The 19,762-nt window shown below is 55.4% G+C and carries 16 protein-coding genes; 11 read left to right on the top strand and 5 right to left on the bottom strand.

Translation table 11 applies throughout. From position 1 onward, the window contains the following. Nucleotides 1–70: 70 nt before the first annotated feature. Nucleotides 71–1,222, bottom strand: coding sequence for a 23S rRNA (guanine(1835)-N(2))-methyltransferase RlmG (gene rlmG, locus ACLBVC_RS08530; RefSeq protein WP_410149248.1), 1,152 nt, complete (start codon nucleotides 1,220–1,222; stop codon nucleotides 71–73). Between the two features lie 171 nt (nucleotides 1,223–1,393). Between rlmG and ACLBVC_RS08525 the strand changes: the two genes are divergently transcribed. From ACLBVC_RS08525 to ACLBVC_RS08510, 4 genes are all read left to right on the top strand, one after another. Beyond that, nucleotides 1,394–1,900 carry a M48 metallopeptidase family protein gene (locus ACLBVC_RS08525; protein ID WP_410149247.1) on the top strand — a complete coding sequence of 169 codons (507 nt, stop codon included), beginning with the start codon at nucleotides 1,394–1,396 and terminating at the stop codon, nucleotides 1,898–1,900. 29 nt (nucleotides 1,901–1,929) lie between these two features. After that, nucleotides 1,930–2,919 (top strand): Gfo/Idh/MocA family protein, encoded by a 990-nt coding sequence (locus tag ACLBVC_RS08520; protein ID WP_410149246.1) that lies wholly within the window; start codon nucleotides 1,930–1,932, stop codon nucleotides 2,917–2,919. A gap of 56 nt (nucleotides 2,920–2,975) precedes the next feature. Further along, nucleotides 2,976–3,722 carry a glutamine amidotransferase gene (locus ACLBVC_RS08515; protein WP_410149245.1) on the top strand — a complete coding sequence of 249 codons (747 nt, stop codon included), beginning with the start codon at nucleotides 2,976–2,978 and terminating at the stop codon, nucleotides 3,720–3,722. Nucleotides 3,723–4,013: 291 nt separating this feature from the next. Then, nucleotides 4,014–4,988: a TerC family protein gene (locus ACLBVC_RS08510; RefSeq protein WP_305079894.1), complete on the top strand. Its 975-nt coding sequence runs from the start codon at nucleotides 4,014–4,016 to the stop codon at nucleotides 4,986–4,988. 59 nt (nucleotides 4,989–5,047) lie between these two features. Here ACLBVC_RS08510 and ACLBVC_RS08505 read toward each other — a convergent pair whose 3' ends face one another. Continuing rightward, nucleotides 5,048–7,450 carry a beta-N-acetylhexosaminidase gene (locus ACLBVC_RS08505; RefSeq protein WP_410149244.1) on the bottom strand — a complete coding sequence of 801 codons (2,403 nt, stop codon included), beginning with the start codon at nucleotides 7,448–7,450 and terminating at the stop codon, nucleotides 5,048–5,050. 132 nt (nucleotides 7,451–7,582) lie between these two features. Further along, on the bottom strand, nucleotides 7,583–10,285 hold the full coding sequence (mgtA, locus tag ACLBVC_RS08500; protein ID WP_410149243.1) for a magnesium-translocating P-type ATPase: 2,703 nt from the start codon (nucleotides 10,283–10,285) through the stop codon (nucleotides 7,583–7,585). A gap of 365 nt (nucleotides 10,286–10,650) precedes the next feature. Between mgtA and treR the strand changes: the two genes are divergently transcribed. The 5 genes from treR (at nucleotide 10,651) to nrdG (ending at nucleotide 17,800) form a co-directional block, all read left to right on the top strand. Next, the gene (treR, locus tag ACLBVC_RS08495) at nucleotides 10,651–11,601 is read left to right on the top strand and encodes a trehalose operon repressor TreR (RefSeq protein WP_410149242.1); all 951 of its coding nucleotides are present in this window, start codon (nucleotides 10,651–10,653) and stop codon (nucleotides 11,599–11,601) included. A 155-nt stretch (nucleotides 11,602–11,756) separates the two neighbouring features. Then, complete coding sequence (gene treB / locus ACLBVC_RS08490; protein WP_410149241.1) at nucleotides 11,757–13,175, top strand: PTS trehalose transporter subunit IIBC; 1,419 nt, start codon at nucleotides 11,757–11,759, stop codon at nucleotides 13,173–13,175. A gap of 26 nt (nucleotides 13,176–13,201) precedes the next feature. Further along, nucleotides 13,202–14,845: an alpha,alpha-phosphotrehalase gene (treC, locus tag ACLBVC_RS08485; RefSeq protein WP_410149240.1), complete on the top strand. Its 1,644-nt coding sequence runs from the start codon at nucleotides 13,202–13,204 to the stop codon at nucleotides 14,843–14,845. A 347-nt stretch (nucleotides 14,846–15,192) separates the two neighbouring features. Beyond that, the gene (gene nrdD / locus ACLBVC_RS08480; protein ID WP_410149429.1) at nucleotides 15,193–17,331 is read left to right on the top strand and encodes an anaerobic ribonucleoside-triphosphate reductase; all 2,139 of its coding nucleotides are present in this window, start codon (nucleotides 15,193–15,195) and stop codon (nucleotides 17,329–17,331) included. A gap of 4 nt (nucleotides 17,332–17,335) precedes the next feature. Further along, nucleotides 17,336–17,800 carry an anaerobic ribonucleoside-triphosphate reductase-activating protein gene (gene nrdG, locus ACLBVC_RS08475; RefSeq protein ID WP_410149239.1) on the top strand — a complete coding sequence of 155 codons (465 nt, stop codon included), beginning with the start codon at nucleotides 17,336–17,338 and terminating at the stop codon, nucleotides 17,798–17,800. Between the two features lie 49 nt (nucleotides 17,801–17,849). Here nrdG and ACLBVC_RS08470 read toward each other — a convergent pair whose 3' ends face one another. Both ACLBVC_RS08470 and ACLBVC_RS08465 read right to left on the bottom strand, forming a co-directional pair. Continuing rightward, nucleotides 17,850–18,164 (bottom strand): CcdB family protein, encoded by a 315-nt coding sequence (locus ACLBVC_RS08470; protein ID WP_410149238.1) that lies wholly within the window; start codon nucleotides 18,162–18,164, stop codon nucleotides 17,850–17,852. Continuing rightward, nucleotides 18,164–18,325 carry a type II toxin-antitoxin system CcdA family antitoxin gene (locus ACLBVC_RS08465; protein WP_410149237.1) on the bottom strand — a complete coding sequence of 54 codons (162 nt, stop codon included), beginning with the start codon at nucleotides 18,323–18,325 and terminating at the stop codon, nucleotides 18,164–18,166. The genes ACLBVC_RS08470 and ACLBVC_RS08465 overlap by 1 nt, the downstream gene beginning before the upstream one ends. Before the next feature lie 266 nt (nucleotides 18,326–18,591). Between ACLBVC_RS08465 and phnF the strand changes: the two genes are divergently transcribed. Both phnF and phnG read left to right on the top strand, forming a co-directional pair. Next, nucleotides 18,592–19,317, top strand: coding sequence for a phosphonate metabolism transcriptional regulator PhnF (gene phnF, locus ACLBVC_RS08460; RefSeq protein ID WP_195813618.1), 726 nt, complete (start codon nucleotides 18,592–18,594; stop codon nucleotides 19,315–19,317). After that, nucleotides 19,318–19,761, top strand: coding sequence for a phosphonate C-P lyase system protein PhnG (gene phnG / locus ACLBVC_RS08455; RefSeq protein ID WP_410149236.1), 444 nt, complete (start codon nucleotides 19,318–19,320; stop codon nucleotides 19,759–19,761). Nucleotide 19,762: the final 1 nt, after the last annotated feature.

Genomic DNA, 19,762 nt, shown 5'->3' with positions numbered 1-19,762 from the left:
TATTCAGTCGAAAAAAAGCCAGACGAAAAAAAAGCCGCGAGAGCGGCTTTTTCATAGGTGCTGGCTTAAATCAGTGCTGAGCCGCCGTTTTTACCGCGCGCAGGATCATAAACTTCTGGTTAGTGGCAATGGTTGTGCAGTTGCCGAACAGGCGACGCAGTTTCTGGTAGTAATCCAGATGACGGTTGCCGACGATACGCAGTTCGCCGCCGGTTTGCAGACAACGTTTGGCGTCGCAGAACATGCGCCACGCGGTGTCATCGCTGATGACCGTGCCCTGATGGAACGGCGGGTTACACAGCACGGCGTGCAGCGTTTCACGTTCAACGCCTGCCAGCATGTTGTTCACTTCGAAATGACAGCGGTTCAGATCTTGCGGCAAGTTGTTTTCAACGTTCAGACGGCTTGATTCCACCGCCATGTAAGACTCATCGACAAACAGCATTTCAGCATCCGGATTCAGCGCCAGCGCGGTCATGCCGATCACGCCGTTGCCGCAGCCCAGATCTGCCATGCGGCCTTCGATGCCTTCCGGCAAATGCTGCATAAAGAAGCGCGCGCCGATATCCAGCCCGCCGCGTGAGAACACGTTCGCATGGTTGGATATACGGAATTCGCTGTCGTCCAGCGCCCATTCGGCAATCACCGGTTCTGCCGACTGAGCGGGCAATGTGGCTTCACAATGGATCAGACGCGCTTTTTTCCACGCCAGACTGGTTTTGGTCGGGCCGAGGATTTTCTCGAACAGTTGCAGCGTCGAGGTGTGAATATCACGGGCTTTCGCACCGGCGATAATCTGCGTATCCGCCGTCACCACTTCGCGCAGCGCCAGCAGTTGTTGTTCCAGCAGCGCCAGCGTTTTTGGCACTTTAATCACGACCAGACCCGGGTTGATCGGCAACGGCACGAGGCTGCTTTGCGCCGCCACGCTGTCTTCGTCAAAACCGTTATCGCGCAGGTTATGACGCATCGCCAGCTGGCTCATGAACGAGTCATTAATACTGGTCGGATTGAATTCCTGCAACGCACAGGCCAGCGTGCCAAAAGCATCGTTGAAAATCAGCAGCGGACGACCGTTGAGCGCGTCGGTGTTCAGGGTTTGCAGCAGATATTCATCGGCCGCTTCCCATGCCTGCAACTGCGTTGCCGCTTCATCCTGCGGATAACGTTCCAGGTTCAGTTGCAGTAACTGTCCACCCACTTCGAGTTCGAATTGGCTCATTGGCTCTCCTCAATATTCAATTTGCGCTGTTTATCCCCTAATTTGGGCTATCAGTAAAATGTTTTTTCAGTTAAAAAGGGGTTTATCTGCCTGATCCCAGCGATCGCTCCAAAAACCACGCTTAACGATCCGGCACCTTTTCCCCGGCAATAAGAGACAAAGCAAACAGTTATGCCTGAATTGACCTATCTGCAAGGCTATCCCGAGCAACTTCAGGTTCAGGTGCGCCAGTTAATCCAACAGGAACGTTTAGGTAACGTGTTGCTGTCGCGCTATCCCGAGCCGCACGCGCTGACCACCGATAAATCGCTCTATCAGTATACGCTCGACCTGAAAAACCAGTTTTTACGAAGTTCATCGCCGTTAAGTAAAGTGGCTTATGACAACAAAATCCACGTGATGAAACACGCGCTGGGGCTGCACACCGCAATTTCCCGCATTCAGGGCGGCAAGCTGAAAGCCAAAGCAGAAATCCGCGTCGCCACCGTCTTTAAAAGCGCGCCGGAAGCTTTCCTAAAAATGATCGTGGTTCACGAACTCGCGCACCTGAAAGAAAAAGAACATAACAAAGCGTTCTACAGCCTTTGCTGCCACATGACGCCGGACTATCATCAGTTAGAATTTGATACGCGCATGTACCTGACGCATCTGGAAATATTCGGCAAGTTGTACCAATAATAATTAACGACCAACTATAGGGATCCCTCATGATTCGCTTTGCGGTAATTGGCACCAACTGGATCACCCAGCGTTTTATCGATGCCGCGCACGAGAGCGGTAAAATGAAGCTGACCGCGATTTACTCCCGCACGCTGGAAGGCGCGAAAAAGCTCGGCGAGGATTATCCGGTCGATCATTATTTTGATTCCCTTGAGGAAATGGCCGCGTCCGATCTCATTGATGCGGTGTATATCGCCAGCCCGAATTCCCTGCACTGCCCGCAATCTCTGCTGTTTCTCAGCCATAAAAAACACGTCATTTGCGAGAAACCGCTGGCCTCCAATCTGGCAGAAGCCGAAAGCCTGATTGCCTGCGCGAAAGACAATAACGTCGTACTGTTTGAGGCGTTTAAAACAGCCTATCTGCCGAATTTCCTGCACATGAAAGGCGCGCTCAGCCGTATCGGTACGCTGCGCAAAGCCATCCTGAATTACTGCCAGTATTCATCACGTTATCCGCGCTATCTGGCCGGTGAAAACCCGAATACTTTCAACCCGGCGTTTTCTAACGGGTCGATTATGGATATTGGTTATTACTGCCTGGCGAGCGCCATTTCGCTTTTCGGCGAGCCGGAATCTGTGACCGCTACCGCCGTCCTGCTGGAAAGCGGCGTCGACGGTCAGGGCACGGTGATTTTGTCTTATGCGGATGATTTCGAAGTGGTGATTAACCACTCCAAAATCAGCGATTCCCTTTTGCCGAGTGAAATTCAGGGCGAAGAAGGGACGTTGCAGATGGAAAAACTGTCTGAGTGCCAGACGCTCAGCCTGATGCCACGCGGCGGCCAGAAGCTGGATCTGACACAGCCACAACACATCAATACCATGCTGTATGAAGCGGAAACTTTTGCGATTCTGGTGGATAACCAGTTTGTCGCGCACCCGGGGCTGGAAGTATCGCGCATCACCGCCAAAGTGCTGACGGAAATCCGTCGTCAGACCGGCGTGGTGTTCCCTGCCGACCAGCAGCCTGCTTAATCTCTGCCAGTACGGAAATTATCGTTAATTGGGATTTTATTAATTGGGAGTAACAGATGACTACACCCGGCCAGAAACCGTTGTTGATTTTGCAGACCGGCCACGCGCCTGACCCTATCCGCCGCGCACACGATAATTTCCCGCAGATGTTTATCCGTCAGGGCGATATCGATCCGCGGCAGGTCGTGATTGTGGATTTACAGGCCGGTGAGCGCCCGCTGCCGCCGGAAAATTACTGCGGTGCCATTATTACCGGTTCGCGCAGTATGGTGACGGAACATCTGGCGTGGAGTGAAGAAGCCGCCGACTGGGTGCGTCTGGGCATGTTGCAGGAATTACCGATGTTCGGCGCCTGTTACGGCCATCAGCTGATGGCTTACGCGCTGGGTGGTGAAGTGGATTACCATCCGCAGGGCATTGAAGTCGGCACGCACGAAGTCACGCTGACGCCCGCCGGACATCTCGATCCGCTGGTTTCACAGCTTCCGGCGCAGTTTGCGGCGAACCTGATCCATCTGCAAACCGTCATCACGCCGCCGGCGACGGCCACCGTTTTAGCCAAAACGCTGCACGATCCGCATCAGATCCTGCGGTACGGGCCGAACGCGGTGAGCACGCAATTCCATCCGGAATTCAGTCTGGCGGTGATGAAAACGTATCTGTCATGGCTCGGATCGATTGCCGAAGACGACAGCGTCGACTTTGCCGGTCAGGCTCAGCACCTTAGCGAAACACCGCTCAGCCGCGGGCTGTTGCTGGCGTTCGTCAGCGCACTCGGCAAGCGGGTGGCGCTGGCGGGATAATGAGCCATAATGTTTCTGAATGTTTGACAGCGGATACATTTTGTATTATTTTCCGGATCGCAAAGGGGAGTAACTTCTTCGTCGGATAATCGTCATTACGGTGTCTGGACCCGCGCTTAAGCGCCGTCTCAGCAACCCGGTTACCGAGGCAAAGATATGCATTCACAAGATGAATATCTTTGTAAGTGAGACCTTGCCGGAAGGCGAGGTTTGCTCACAGCTCAAAAAATGAGCGGCTAACGTCTTCCGACGCTGGCCGTTTTTTTTTGATGTTTTTTCGAGGATAAACCGATGATGAACTCCGTAGGCAACCCGATTCTCTGGGGCTCTTTTGCCGTGGTAGTGATTATTATGCTCGCCTTTGACCTGCTGTTGCAGGGCCGCAAAGGCGCGCAAACCATGACCATGAAAAGCGCCGCGATGTGGTCGCTGGTGTGGATTGGCCTGTCGCTGTTATTTAATTTCGGCTTCTGGTGGTATCTCAACGGCGAGTTTGGCCGTGAAGTGGCGGACGCCAAAGCGACCATGTTCCTGACCGGTTATCTGCTGGAAAAAGCGCTGGCGGTCGATAACGTCTTCGTCTGGCTGATTCTATTCAGCTACTTCTCAATTCCGGCCAATCTGCAACGCCGCGTGCTGGTTTACGGCGTGCTCGGCGCAATCGTCCTGCGTACCGGTATGATTTTCGCGGGCAGCTGGCTGGTCGGGCAATTTAGCTGGATCCTGTACGTGTTCGGCGCGTTCCTGCTGTTCACCGGTATCAAGATGGCGCTGGCGAAAGACGATGACGGCGAAGTGGGCGAAAAACCGATGATCCGCTGGCTGCGCAGCAAAATGCGCATGACCGACGATTTGCAGGGCGAGAAATTCTTCGTACGCCGCAACGGTATCTTGTTCGCCACACCGCTGCTGCTGGTGCTGATTATGGTTGAACTCAGCGACGTGATTTTCGCGGTCGACAGTATTCCGGCCATCTTCGCCGTGACCACTGACCCGTTCATCGTGCTGACGTCTAACCTGTTCGCGATCCTCGGCCTGCGTGCGATGTACTTCCTGCTGGCGGGCGTGGCGGAACGTTTCTCCATGCTGAAATACGGTCTGGCGGTGATCCTTATCTTCATCGGTATCAAGATGCTGCTACTCGACGTGTTCCACATTCCGGTAGGGATTTCGCTCGGTGTGATCGCGTCGATTCTGATTATCACCCTGCTCATCAACACCTGGGTAAACCGTCGTAACGACCGTAAAAACAAAGCGCAGTCGTAAGATTAAGGCGGAATAAAACAAAAGCGCGGCCGCTTCACCGGTCGCGCTTTTTTATGGGATTACTTCTGAACCTGCACCCCGCCCAGTAATTTCTCCAGCGGATACACCACCGCCAGCACCAGCTCATCCTGCACTTTGGCGGCCTCGTCCAGCGCGACCTGCGCCTGCTGGCGTTCCTGCGCACTCAGCGTTTCCCCTTTTTGGAGTTTCTCCAGCCAGACCAGCGCTTGCGAAGACAGCGCACCCAGCTGTTCCGCCACCGGCTGCAATGGTCTGAGCACTGAGTTTTGCGCCAGCACCGGTTTTACCTGTTCCGCGCTGCGCTGCCAGTTCTCTAACTGCCCGCGTGCCGCCTGCGCCGCCTGCGGATTTTTCGGATCCGCCAGCAGCGTTTCGATCTGCCCGGCGAACTCGCGTACCGCATTGCTTTCCGCCGGTAATGCATCCGCCAGACGGTTCAGCGGTTCAGCCTGCGTGTAATGTCCGGCCTGGAATTTGATGTGCTGACGGGTGTAATACTGCGCCGGTTCGAGCGCGGTCGAGAAACTCAGCAACGGTGCAATGTCCGTACTGTTGGAAAGCCGCGTCATCAGCCGCGCCGTTTCGGCGTGTTGTTGCAGCCCGACCGACACCACCGACCAGGCGTCGATTTTCGCCAGCCGCTGATACATGTTGCCGGTATCTTTGACGTCCTGTGCCGACCACAGGCGTTCTGCGACCACAAACCCACGCGGCCAGAGTTTCAGGTCAAGGATTTGCGACGTGATGTTTTCCTGCCACAGCGCCGCTTCGCCACCGAGAATATTTTTCATATTTTCAGCGTCTGGCACCACCGGCGTCAGGCCGTCCGGCACGGTGCTGAGCGGAGCACCGGTCACCGGATAACGCGCGTTGCCGATAATAAAATAGCCGTCGAACTTACCGTCTTTCAAGGTCAGCACCGGGCGCGTGTCGCCCATCCAGGTATCGACGGCAAAACTGACTTTGCCGTCGTCCTGCCAGACAATATCGCGCACCGCACGGCGGGTTTTTCCGGTGAAATCAATAAATCCGCGCCAGCCGCTTTTGCCTTCAATCAGCGTAAAGCTGCCGTCCACCGGTTTGCCTTTCAGGCGCGGCATATTGAATTTCCAGCTTTGTGCTTTTTCACCGCTGGCAACGTTCTGATCCACGCCCGGCGGCTGCGGCAGAATTTCATTGCGATAGTGATACGCGGCGCTGTGCGGCTGGTCGAGATAGAAACCGGTGGATAAAATGCCCTGATAGCCTTTCTGCGCGCTGGCTCCGAGGGAATCCGGGCCCTGCCACGACTGGATCACAATGTCGTGCGGCAGATCCGGATGGAAGATTTCGTCCCAGCCGACCATTTTGCGCTGATGCTGGTGCAGGATCGTCTGGAGTCTGGTGTTGAAATACGCCTGCAACGCGTGCGTATCAGCGATGCCTTTTTCTTTCATAAATGCCTGGATCGGTTTGGCCGTTTTCCACTGCGTGGCGTCCACTTCGTCACCACCGATATGCAGATACGGATCGGGGAAGATCTGCGTCAGTTCGCCGACGATGGCATCCGCAAAGGCATAGACTTTTTCATTGGACGGATCGAGCGTCGGTTCATGCACGCCCCAGGATCGTTCCATTTTGTAAGGCCCCGGTGCGCTGAGCAGTTCAGGATACGCCACCGCAATCGCCGACGCGTGCCCCGGCATGTCGATTTCCGGCACCACGCGGATCCCAAGCTGTGTGGCGTAAGCCACTACGTCTTTCATCTGCGCGACGTTATAAAACTGCCCGTCACTGGCCAGTTCCTGCAATTTTGGATACTTCTGCGATTCGAACCGCCAGCCCTGATCGTCACTCAGATGCCAGTGCAGGACGTTAAATTTTGCCGCCGCCATGCCATCGAGCTGGCGTTTGATATCCGCGATCGGCAGGAAATGACGGGCGGAGTCGAGCAGAACGCCACGCCAGGCAAAGCGCGGCTGATCGTGAACGGTAACCAGCGGAATAAACGTATTTTCACCGTCGTTCTGCACCAGCTGTAGCAGCGTTTCCATGCTGCGCATCGCGCCGAAACGGGTATTGGCGGTGAGCGTCGCCCCCTGCGGCGTCACGGTTAACTGGTAACTTTCGTCGCTGTCCGGCATCGGCTGCGGGGCAACTTTTTGTTTGATCTCAATGTTAATGGCGGGATGTTCGCCCGCGCTGCCGGTATTTTGCGGCAACAGATACCAGCCGGTTTGCTGCGCCAGACGCTCACGCCAGTGGTTTACTTCCGGCATCAGTGCGTCGCCTTTAACCTGAATTAGTAGCGCATCGTTAAGCACGTATTTGCCCGCAGGCGAGGTCATTTCTACCTGCTGCGGCCACGGCATCAGCGGCAGATCCCCTGCCGGAGCAGCGAAAGCGGAGGCGTTCAGAAATAATGAAGTTACGAGAAGGGTACGGCGAAAAGGCAATAACATTGGTGAAATTCCTCAAAGATAAAAGCTGGCCCTCATAGCCCGCTGAAACGTAAAGGAATAACTATAGACGACGGCTAAAAAAAAGACGGTGACTGCGTTAACAATCACCGTCTTCCGGCTACCGCTCAGGTTTTACTGCCAGCCGTAGCGGCGTACAAACCAGCCTTTCACGCACTGCGTCAGCACCATATAACCGGCCAGGATCGCAATGAGCCATGGGAAGTAGCTCAGAGGCAGCGCCTGCAATTGCAGGAATCCGGCGACCGGCGAGTAGATCAGCGCGATACCGGTAATCACCACCATCAGCGTCATGATGCACAGCGGCCAGGACGCGCGGCTCTGGATGAACGGCACTTTACGCGTGCGGATCATGTGGACAATCAGCGTCTGCGACAGCAGCCCTTCGATGAACCAGCCGGACTGGAACAGCGTCTGCGCTTCGACGGTATTGGCTTTAAACACCCACCACATCAGGCTGAATGTCAGGATGTCGAATACGGAGCTGATCGGCCCGAAGAACACCATAAAGCGCCCGATATCCCCGGCGTTCCAGCGCTGCGGTTTTGCCAGCTGTTCTTCATCGACGTTATCAAACGGGATCGCCACCTGAGACACATCGTAAATCAGGTTCTGGATTAACAGGTGCAGCGGCAACATCGGCAGGAACGGCAGGAAGGCACTGGCGACCAGCACGCTGAAGACGTTACCGAAGTTGGAACTGGCGGTCATTTTTATGTATTTCAGCATGTTGGCAAACGTTCTGCGCCCTTCCGTCACGCCCTGCTCCAGCACCATCAGGCTTTTTTCCAGCAGGATAATATCGGCGGCCTCTTTGGCGATATCCACCGCAGAATCTACGGAAATACCGATATCCGCCGCACGCAGCGCCGGGGCGTCGTTGATGCCGTCGCCCATAAATCCGACTACGTGCCCTTCGCCGCGCAGCACGCGCACGATGCGTTCTTTGTGCATCGGCGTGAGTTTGGCGAATACCGTGGTTTCGCGGGCAACGTGCAGCAGCTGTACGTCGTCGAGTTCGTCGATGTCGCTGCCAATTAGCACGTTATCCGCCTTCAAGCCGACGTCTTTGCAGACTTTACGCGCCACCAGCGGATTGTCGCCGGTGAGAATTTTGACGGTCACGCCTTTGCGTTGCAGGGCTTCCAGCGCCGGTGCGGTGCTCTCTTTTGGCGGATCGAGGAACGCGATATACCCGGCCAGAATCAGGCTGGATTCGTCCGTCACACCGTAGCCTTGCGTGCGGGAAGGCATCACTTTGTGCGCCACCGCGACCACGCGCAGCCCCTGCTGATTGAGGTCGTCGGTGATGCGGCGAATGCGCCCGAGGAGCACATCGGTCAGCGGAACAATCTCACCGTTGAGCTGCACCAGCGTACAAATCGACAGCATTTCTTCCAGCGCGCCTTTACAGATCAGGCGGTGGTTCTGGTCGTTTTCTGCCACCACCACGGACATCCGGCGGCGATCGAAATCAAATGGGATTTCATCAACTTTCAGGGAATTGTGCGCCTGACTGGCATCACCGGCTTCCAGCACGGCGACATCAAGCAGGTTTTTCAGGCCGGTCTGATAATGGCTGTTCAGCCACGCCAGATGCAGCACGTCATCGCTGGTCACGCCGAGCACGTCAGTGTGGCGTTCGAGGACGATTTTATCCTGCGTCAGCGTGCCGGTTTTGTCGGTACAGAGAATGTCCATCGCACCGAAGTTCTGGATCGCGTCCAGACGTTTGACGATGACTTTCTGGCGCGACAGTTTCACCGCCCCTTTGGCCAGCGTGGACGTCACAATCATCGGCAGCATTTCCGGTGTCAGCCCGACCGCGACGGACAGCGCAAACAGCGCTGCTTCCCACCAGTCGCCTTTGGTGTAGCCGTTGATCACCAGAACGACGGGCGTCATCACCATCATAAAGCGGATCAGCAGCCAGCTGACTTTACTGATGCCTGCCTGGAAAGCATTCGGCTGGGTATCTTCCTGCACCACGCGTTCGGCAAGCTGGCCAAACCAGGTTTTGTTGCCGGTCGCAATCACCATCGCGATTGCCGTTCCGCTCACCACATTAGTACCCATAAAGCACAGGGTATTCAGTTCAAGCGGATCGTTAGCAATGGGTTTCTTTTCGCCGGCATGTTTTTCAACCGGCAGGGATTCGCCGGTCAGCGCCGCCTGGCTGATAAACAGATCCTTGGCGGAGACAATACGCAAATCCGCCGGGATCATATCGCCCGCCGACAGCTTAATCAGATCGCCCGGCACCAGCTGGCTGATGGCAATTTCGACCGTTTCACTGCGGCCGGTTTGCGCGTCACTGCGCAGCACGGTCGCGGTGTTACTGACCATCGCTTTCAGCGCATCGGCCGCTTTGTTGGAACGCGCTTCCTGAATGAAGTGCATGAACGTCGAGATAAACACCATCGCGCCGATGACCAGCGCGGCGGTCAGATCGTCGGTGGCGTAAGACACCATGCCGAGGACGGTCAGCAGCAAATTGAACGGGTTGCGGTAGCAGTGCCACAGGTGAAGCCACCACGGCGCAGGTTGCTGATCGCCGGTCTGATTCAGGCCGGAGACTTCGCGGATCGCCTCAGCTTCCTGCTCCGTCAGCCCTTCAGGATGGCTGTCAAATTGCAGGTAAAGCTGGTCTTCTGTCGCACGAGCACAGGCCTGACAATGCGCTGCCATCGCCGCAGGCACCGCCTGTGCGGCACGGCCCGGAACGGTTTCGAGCATCGGGTCGCGACGAACTAAACGACGCGGAAGGTTGCGGCTGAGCGCATCGAGCAGCCGGGAAGTTATATTTTTGAACATCATTCGCACCTTTGTTGCGCCCACGGCTAAGCCGCCATAAGCATGGCAAAAGGATTTCTAAAAACAGGGCGAACGAAAAAGCGTGCACCACTGCTCACCAGATAACGTCACGGCAAGCAGCAGCAAAAGGCGGGTGCTTACCGGATCACAACGGACCTACAGAGTTGGGGTCGGGTTCCATCAGGTTTTCACCTCCGGTAAGGAACAGTTTGGAAATTCATAGCCGTCGGGCAGGAAAATCCGTTAGGGTAATCAGGAATAAGTGGATATACCTTCGATAATTCGCGCAGTATACGCCGGTGAACTGCAACCAAAATTAAACCTGATCAAGTTATTAATCATTCATCAAACAACCATACAAAATAACTATGCAAAATCGCCTGACCATCAATGACATTGCCCGCCTGAGCGGCGTCGGAAAATCCACGGTATCGCGTGTGCTCAATAATGAAGGCAATGTCAGCCCGCAAACGCGTGAGCGCGTGTTGCAGGTGATTGAGCAGGAGCATTTCAGCCCGTCAAAATCGGCACGCGCCATGCGCGGCTTCAGCGACAAAATTGTAGCGATTATCGTGTCGCGTCTGGATTCCCCTTCTGAGAATCAGGCGGTGCGCGCCATGCTGCCGTTGTTTTATCAGCAGGGTTACGATCCGATTGTGCTGGAAAGTCAGTTCAGCGCCGAACGCGTGAAAGAGCATTTGCAGGTGCTGAAGCAGCGTAATATCGACGGCGTGGTGTTGTTTGGTTTTACCGGATTGTCGGCGCAAATGTTGACGCCGTGGAAAGATAAGCTGGTGATGCTGGCGCGCGATATGCCGGGTTTATCTTCGGTCTGCTACGACGATGCAGGCGCGGTGCAACTGCTGATGCAAAAATTGCTGGCGCAGGAAATCCGGTCGGTTGGCTTTATCGGCGTTTCGCCGCACGACACCACCACTGGGCAACGCCGCAGCGAGGCGTACCGGACCTTTTGTCAGGAACACCACCTCACACCGCACATTGCGCTGGGCGAACTCACCTACCAGAGCGGTTTTGAGCTGATCCCGCAGTTGCTCGGTCGCAATATTCAGGCGGTGATTTGCGCCTCCGACACCATTGCGATTGGCGCGCAGAAATATCTGCAACAGCAGCAAATCCGCGACGTACAGGTTTGCGGTATCGGGAATAACCCGTTGCTGCACTTTCTGTTTCCGCAATCCCTGTCGGTTGAACTCGGCTATGGCGCAGGCGGAGAAGCCGCCGCGAAGCAGCTTCTGGCGCAACTCGACGGTTCCGCGACGCTGCAACAGCTGATTATTCCCGGCCAGCTCGCCGTCTGATTTTCCCCTCTTCAATTTTCTGAATAACAGAAACTTTGTGATCGTCCCGGCAAAACCGGGAACGTTCCCGGACAAGTTCCCAGCGGCTTCGCTATGCTTGAACCGTTCCCTACCTCAACAACAAATTTACGCATACCTAAAAAAGGCCACCTCCTATGAGTAAGGTAAAACAACAGGATGTTGATCAGCTGATCGCCCTCGTGGGCGGCAGTGACAATATCGCCATGGTGACTCACTGCATCACGCGTCTTCGTTTTGTCCTCAATGATCCGTCCAAAGCTGACCCGAAGGGCCTAGAAACCCTGCCGATGGTAAAAGGTTGTTTCACCAACGCCGGTCAGTTTCAGGTGGTTATCGGCCCGGAAGTGGACGATTACTACAAGGCGCTGATCGCCAGCACCGGCAAAAGTGAAGCCGGTAAAGAGCAGGCGAAAGTGGCCGCACGCCAGAATATGAGCTGGTTCGAACGCAGCATTTCGCATTTCGCTGAAATCTTCTTCCCTCTGTTACCGGCGCTGATCAGCGGCGGTCTGATCCTCGGTTTCCGCAACGTCATCGGTGACATTCCGATGAGCGGCGGACAGACGCTGGCGCAAATGCACCCGCTCTGGCAATCCATTTACGACTTCCTGTGGTTGCTGGGCGAAGCGGTGTTTATGTTCCTGCCGGTGGCCGTGTGCTGGTCCACCGTGAAGAAAATGGGTGGAACAGAAATTCTCGGTATCGTGTTAGGGATCACGCTGGTTTCCCCGCAACTGATGAACTCCTACAACCTCGGCCAGCAAATTCCGGAAGTGTGGAATTTCGGCTGGTTCACCATCGAAAAAGTCGGTTATCAGGCGCAGGTTATTCCTTCCGTTCTCGCCGGTATGGCGCTGGCGATGATTGAAAATGGCCTGAAGCGCATCGTGCCGAATTACCTGTATCTGGTGATTGTGCCGGTCACGTCGCTGATTGTTGCCGTCTTCCTGGCGCACACGTTGATCGGGCCGTTTGGCCGCATGATCGGCGACGGCGTGGCCTTTGCGGTGAAATTCGTGATGACCGGCAGCCTCGCGCCAGTCGGTGCCGCGCTGTTTGGCTTCCTGTATGCGCCGCTGGTGATTACCGGCGTGCATCAGACCACGCTCGCCATCGACATGCAGATGGTGCAGAGCACCGGCGGTACTCCGGTCTGGCCGCTGATCGCCCTGTCTAACATTGCGCAGGCCGCGGCCGTAGTCGGCGTCATTATCGTCAGCCGTAAACATAACGAACGGGAGATTTCCGTGCCTGCCGCCATCTCAGCCTTCCTCGGCGTGACCGAACCGGCGATGTACGGGATCAACCTGAAATACCGTTTCCCGATGCTCTGCGCGATGATCGGCTCAGCTTTCGCAGGACTTATCTGCGGCCTGTTTGGCGTGACGGCAAACGGCATCGGCGTCGGTGGCCTGCCGGGCATTTTATCCATCAAACCGCAGTTCTGGAGTATCTACGCGCTCGCGATGCTGGTGGCGATTGTGATCCCAATCATTCTGACCGTGCTGGTTTATCAGCGTAAAGCCCGCCGTGGCGAACTGTCAGTGGTGTGATACAGATGTTGAATAAGGAAAATGCGATGAGCAGCGAATTGCCGTGGTGGAAAAACGGCGTGATTTACCAGATTTACCCGAAGAGTTTTCAGGACACCACGGGCAGCGGCACCGGCGATATTAACGGCATCACGCAGCGCCTGGATTATCTGAAAACGCTGGGCGTTGATGCGCTGTGGCTGACGCCGATGTACCTGTCGCCGCAGATTGATAACGGCTATGACGTAGCCGATTACTGCGCGATTGACCCGGCTTACGGCACGCTGGAAGATTTCGAGCGCCTGACCCGCGAGGCGCATCAGCGTGGCATCCGCATCGTCATGGACATGGTGTTTAACCACACGTCGACGCACCACGAATGGTTCCGCCAGTCGCAGGATCCGGCCAGTGTTTTCCGTCCGTTTTACATCTGGCGCGACAGTGCGCCGGAAGGCGGGCCGCCGAATAACTGGCGCTCTAAATTTGGCGGCGGCGCGTGGGCGTGGCACGAAAACAGCGGGCAATATTACCTGCACCTGTTCGCCACCGAGCAGGCGGATCTCAACTGGGAATACCCGCCGGTGCGCGAGGCGCTGAAAAAAGTCTGCCAGTTCTGGGCCGATAAGGGCGTCGACGGTTTGCGTCTGGATGTGATCAATCTGGTGTCCAAACAGCAGGATTTCCCGGCGGACGACAGCGGCGATGGCCGCCGTTTTTACACCGACGGCCCGCGCATTCACGAATTCCTGCAAGAATTTAGCCGTGACGTTTTCAAACCCCTCGGGCTGATGACGGTCGGTGAAATGTCATCGACCAAACTGGAGCATTGCCGCCGCTACGCCGCCAACGACGGCAGCGAATTGTCGATGACATTTAACTTCCATCACCTGAAAGTCGATTATCCGAACGGTGAAAAATGGACGGACGCGCCACCGGATTTCGTGCAACTCAAACAGATTTTCCACGAGTGGCAACAGGGAATGCACGGCCACGCCTGGAACGCGCTGTTCTGGTGTAATCACGATCAGCCGCGGATTGTCTCGCGCTTTGGTGATGAAGGCGCGCTGCGCGAAACGTCCGCGAAAATGCTGGCGATGGTGCTGCACGGTTTACAGGGCACGCCGTACATTTACCAGGGCGAAGAGATCGGCATGACCAATCCGGGCTTTAAACATCTTGAGCAATACCGCGATGTGGAAAGCCTGAACATGTTTGCCGAACTGAAATCCGACGGGCGCAGCAACGAAGAACTGCTGCGGATCCTGGCGCGAAAATCCCGTGATAACAGCCGGACGCCGATGCAATGGAACGATGGCGATCAGGGCGGTTTCACCACCGGTACACCGTGGATTTCGGTCAGCCATAACGTAAAAGACATCAACGCCGAACAGGCGCTGGCGGATAAAAACTCTGTGTTTTATCTTTATCAGCAACTGATTCAGCTACGCAAAACCGTGCCGGTGCTGACTCACGGGGATTATCAGGATCTGTTGCCGGAACACCCGCAGTTGTGGTGTTACCAGCGTAACGCAAACGGGCAAACGTTGCAGGTGATGGCAAATCTGAGCGGTGAAAATCAGGCCGCCGGTCTGCCCGATTTTGGAGGTAAAACGCTGCTGAGCAACTATGGCGATGCACCGGTTTCAGGCAGCCTTCGTCCTTACGAATGCCGCTGGCAATTTCTCGAATAATCTGAATTTTCACATCTGTCGGGTTAGTCACATCAGTGGCTGACCCGTTTGTTTTTTATGCATCTCCTTAAAAAACAATACGCAAAAAACAGGCCAGAATTAACATTTGTTCACCTATTCTTCCGACGAAAAAATTCTTTGTTTCAGGTCAATAAAATGACAATTAACGCTCGCGCAGATCCTACATCTAGTGTGTATAGTACACACCCAACCCAATATGTAGCGATTTCTCGCAAAATCCCCACAATCGGCCTGTAAGCCTTGCGGGGCGCGGGAATGAGCGTAAAAGGAGTGTCATTGTGAAGGCAGACAGACTGGAATCCGTACCCGCAAAATCCAACAACAAAATGCAACCCATCGTGATCAAGCGGGATGGTTGTCAGGTCCCTTTCGATGAAGTTCTGATCAAACAAGCGGTGCAACGCGCCGCCGCCGCCGCCGGTATCGACAGCATCGGTTACTGTGAGCAGGTCGCCCGCGTTGTCGCTGAAAATCTGCAAGACCAGGCCCGCGTCGATATCCATGAAATCCAGGACGCCGTCGAAAACCAGCTGATGGCCGGCCCGCATAAAAAACTGGCGCGCGCCTATATCGAATACCGCCATGACCGCGACGTAAAACGCGAAATGCGTGGACGCCTGAATCAGGAAATCCGTGGTCTGGTTGAGCAAAGCAATATGGCGCTGCTCAACGAAAACGCCAATAAAGACAGTAAAGTGATCCCGACGCAGCGCGATTTGCTGGCCGGTATCGTCGCCAAGCATTATGCCAAACAACACATTTTGCCGCGTGACGTGGTGCTGGCGCATGAGCGCGGTGAAATCCATTACCACGATCTGGATTACTCGCCGTTCTTCCCGATGTTCAACTGTATGCTGATCGACCTGAAAGGTATGCTGAATCACGGTTTCAAAATGGGTAATGCCGAAATTGACACGCCGAAGTCAATTTCCACCGCCACAGCAGTCACCGCGCAAATCATCGCGCAGGTCGCCAGCCACATCTACGGCGGCACCACCATTAACCGCATCGACGAAGTGCTGGCACCGTTCGTCACGTCCAGCTTTGAAAAACACCGCGCCATCGCGCTGGAATGGCAGGTCGCTGACGTCGAAGCCTTTGCGCACAGCCGCACCGAAAAAGAGTGTTATGACGCCTTCCAGTCGCTGGAATATGAAGTCAACACGCTGCACACCGCCAATGGCCAGACACCATTTGTCACCTTCGGCTTCGGCCTCGGGACGTCCTGGGAGTCACGCCTGATCCAGCAGTCGATTCTGCGCAACCGCATTGCAGGGCTCGGCAAAAACCGCAAAACCGCCGTGTTCCCGAAACTGGTGTTCGCTATCCGCGAAGGCCTGAACCATAAAGCCGGTGACGCGAATTACGACATCAAGCAACTGGCGCTTGAGTGCGCCAGCAAACGCATGTACCCGGACATTCTGAACTACGATCAGGTGGTCAAAGTCACCGGCTCCTTCAAAACGCCGATGGGCTGCCGCAGCTTCCTGGGCGTTTACGAAGAAAACGGCGAGATGATCCACGAAGGCCGTAACAACATCGGTGTGATCAGCCTGAACCTGCCGCGCATCGCGCTGGAGGCAAAACAGGATGAAGCGACGTTCTGGAGCCTGCTCGACGAACGTTTACTGCTGGCGAAAAAAGCCCTGATGACGCGCATTGCCCGTCTGGAAGGCATCAAAGCGCGCGTCGCACCGATTCTGTATATGGAAGGGGCGTGCGGCGTGCGTCTGAAAGCCGACGACGATATTTCCGGTATCTTCAAAAATGGCCGCGCATCGATTTCTTTGGGTTATATCGGCGTGCATGAAACCATTAATGCGCTGTTCGGCAACCAGACTCACGTCTTCGACGCCAGCCAGCTGCGTGAAAAAGCCGAGGCGATTGTTGCCCGTCTGAAAGCCGCCACGGAAAGCTGGAAAGACGAAACCGGCTACGGATTCAGTCTGTACAGCACGCCAAGCGAAAACCTGTGCGACCGTTTCTGCCGCCTCGATAAAGCCGAATTCGGCCTGGTCGCGGGCGTGACCGACAAAGGCTATTACACCAACAGCTTCCATCTGGACGTGGAGAAGAAGGTGAATCCGTATGAAAAACTCGACTTCGAAGCGCCGTATCCGCCACTGAGCAACGGCGGTTTCATCTGCTATGGCGAGTATCCGAACCTGCAACACAACCTGAAAGCACTGGAAGACGTTTGGGATTACAGCTACACCCGCGTTCCTTATTACGGCACGAATACGCCGATTGATGAGTGCTACGACTGCGGCTACACCGGTGAATTCGAGTGCACCAGCAAAGGCTTCACCTGCCCGAAATGCGGTAACCACGAGCCTTCACGCGTGTCAGTCACCCGCCGCGTCTGCGGTTATCTCGGCAGCCCGGATGCCCGTCCGTTCAACGCCGGTAAGCAGGAAGAAGTGAAGCGCCGCGTGAAGCATTTGGGTAACGGACAGCTGGGTTAATGTTGTGAATTTTCATCAATATTACTCAGTGGATGTGGTCAACGGACCCGGAACGCGCTGCGTACTGTTCGTTTCCGGTTGTGTCCACGAATGCCGCGGATGCTATAACAAAAGCACCTGGCGCGTGGACTCCGGTAAGCCGTTTACGCCGGAAGACGAAGACCGGATTATCGCTGACCTGCAAAACACGGTCATTCCCCGCCAGGGGCTTACACTCTCCGGCGGCGACCCGCTGCATCCGCAAAATCTGTCTGCCGTACGCCAGCTGTTGCTGCGCGTACAGGCAGAATGTCCCGGCAAAGACGTGTGGATGTGGACCGGTTATACGCTCGGGGAACTGACGCCAGAACAGCAGGACGTGGTGGCGCTCATCAACGTACTGGTGGACGGCAAATTTGTGCAGGAACTGAAAGACCCGTCGCTGATCTGGCGCGGCAGCGGGAATCAGGTGATTCATTACTTACGGTAAAGCGCCTGAGATGAAAGCTTACAGAGGGGAAATCACTCCCCTCTTTTCTCTAAATTCCATTCAGCAGAAAATCAAACGCGTTTTTCACTTCATAGATTTCACCATCGAGCTGTTTTATCCACTCACCGATTTCTTTCGGGGAAACACCTCCCAGCATGTGCGTCATCGCAACATAATGCTGATGCTGGATTTTGAGCAACGGACAAAGCTTTTTAGGCGGAAAATCGATAAGCCGGGTCAATGGAATCAGCGGCACCATGACCGTATGGTGATATCCCACGGCTGACGGATGATGAATATTCAGCAGAAATGGATAAGCTGCTTTTCCTCCGCCCTTGTTTACATAGATGGCGTACTGATCCATCAAAATGCGCGCTGATAGTCAGAGAAAGCCCCATATTCCTCTGCATATTTCTTTATGGCCTCAATCCCTTTCCGGTTCTCCTGCGCCCATATTTCCGCCGGGGTTTCAGGTATTACCTGAACAGGTAACTCATTGAATTCTATCGCTCTCGCTTCTGGCATACATAATCCTTATATGATTAACGGTTAAAAGTTGCACGGCCAAAAAAGTGTATTCCTCCGTTTTCACGCCGTAAACCGCCGATGTGTATTCCTGCGAGACATCTTCCAAATCTTCACTTCTTTGCAACCAGACCTTCACCCAACTGTCACTTTGTTTCGCCAACATGATGCCAACGCCGAACTGAGGTTTGCATCATGTCGCCTTCTTATTTCCTTCAAAAATCCCCTGCCACTGCCGGATTCTCCCGTGCGAGGTATTCATTGTGATGAACTTATCTAGACATCCGACCAGTCACACCACGGTTTATCAGCAAATCGCTGCCGAACTGGAACACGAACTGCGTAACGGCTATCGCTGCGGGGATTATCTGCCGCCGGAACAGCAGCTTGCCGAGCGCTTTAAGGTCAACCGCCACACGCTGCGTCGCGCGGTGGATGAGCTGGTGGATCGCGGCTGGCTGCAACGCCGTCAGGGGATTGGCACGCTGGTGCTGATGCGCCCCTACGATTACCCGCTGCATTCGCAGGCACGGTTCAGCCAGAACTTGCTGGATCAGGGCAGTCACCCGACCAGCGAACGTTTGCTGGCGGTGCTGCGTCCGGCCACCGATCACGTCGCGGCGGCGTTATCGCGTCAGGAAGGCGACACGGTGATCCATCTGCGCACGCTGCGCCGCGTCAACGGCGTGCCGGTCTGCGTGATCGACCATTATCTGCCTGATCTCGACTGGTGGCCTGCGCTGCAAAACTTCCATAACGGCTCGCTGCACGATTTTATCCGCGAAGAAATTAAGCAAAAACTCAGCCGCCGCACCACCCGTATCAACGCCCGCCGCGCGCTGGCGAAGGAAAGCAAATTACTCGAAATCGTGCCGCAGGCTCCGCTGCTGTGTGTGCGCACCCTGAACATTTGTGAAGGCAGCGATCAGGTGGCGGAATATTCCGTCAGCCTGACACGCGCCGACATGATCGAACTGACCATGGAGCACTGAATGGATCACCTGCAAACCCGCCAGCGCTGGATGTCGGTGCTGGCTCACAGCCGCCCGGATGCGCTGCTCGCGCACTGGCAACCGCTGAATCTGTCTCCGCAATTTGAACGTATCCGCCCCGCCGAAACCGGCCTGACACAACTTCAGGGCCGCATGGGCGGCACCGGAAAACGTTTTGTGATGGGCGATATGACCGTCACCCGCGCCGTGGTGCAGATGGACGGCGGCGTCTATGGCTACAGCTATGTCAGTGGTCGCAATAAAGCCCACGCCGAACTGTGCGCCGTTATTGATGCTTTGCTGCAAATGCAGGGGATGGACGAACTGCTGCATAAGCGGGTGATCGCCCCGCTGGCGGCGCTGCAACAGGAACGTCGCCAGCAGCGCGCCCGTGAGGTAGCTGCCAGCCGTGTCGATTTCTTTACTCTGGTTCGCGGAGAATAAT

The sequence above is a fragment of the Rahnella selenatireducens genome, from assembly GCF_046449555.1.
Taxonomy (GTDB): domain Bacteria; phylum Pseudomonadota; class Gammaproteobacteria; order Enterobacterales; family Enterobacteriaceae; genus Rahnella; species Rahnella selenatireducens.
This window is presented reverse-complemented; position numbering and strand designations above follow the sequence as displayed.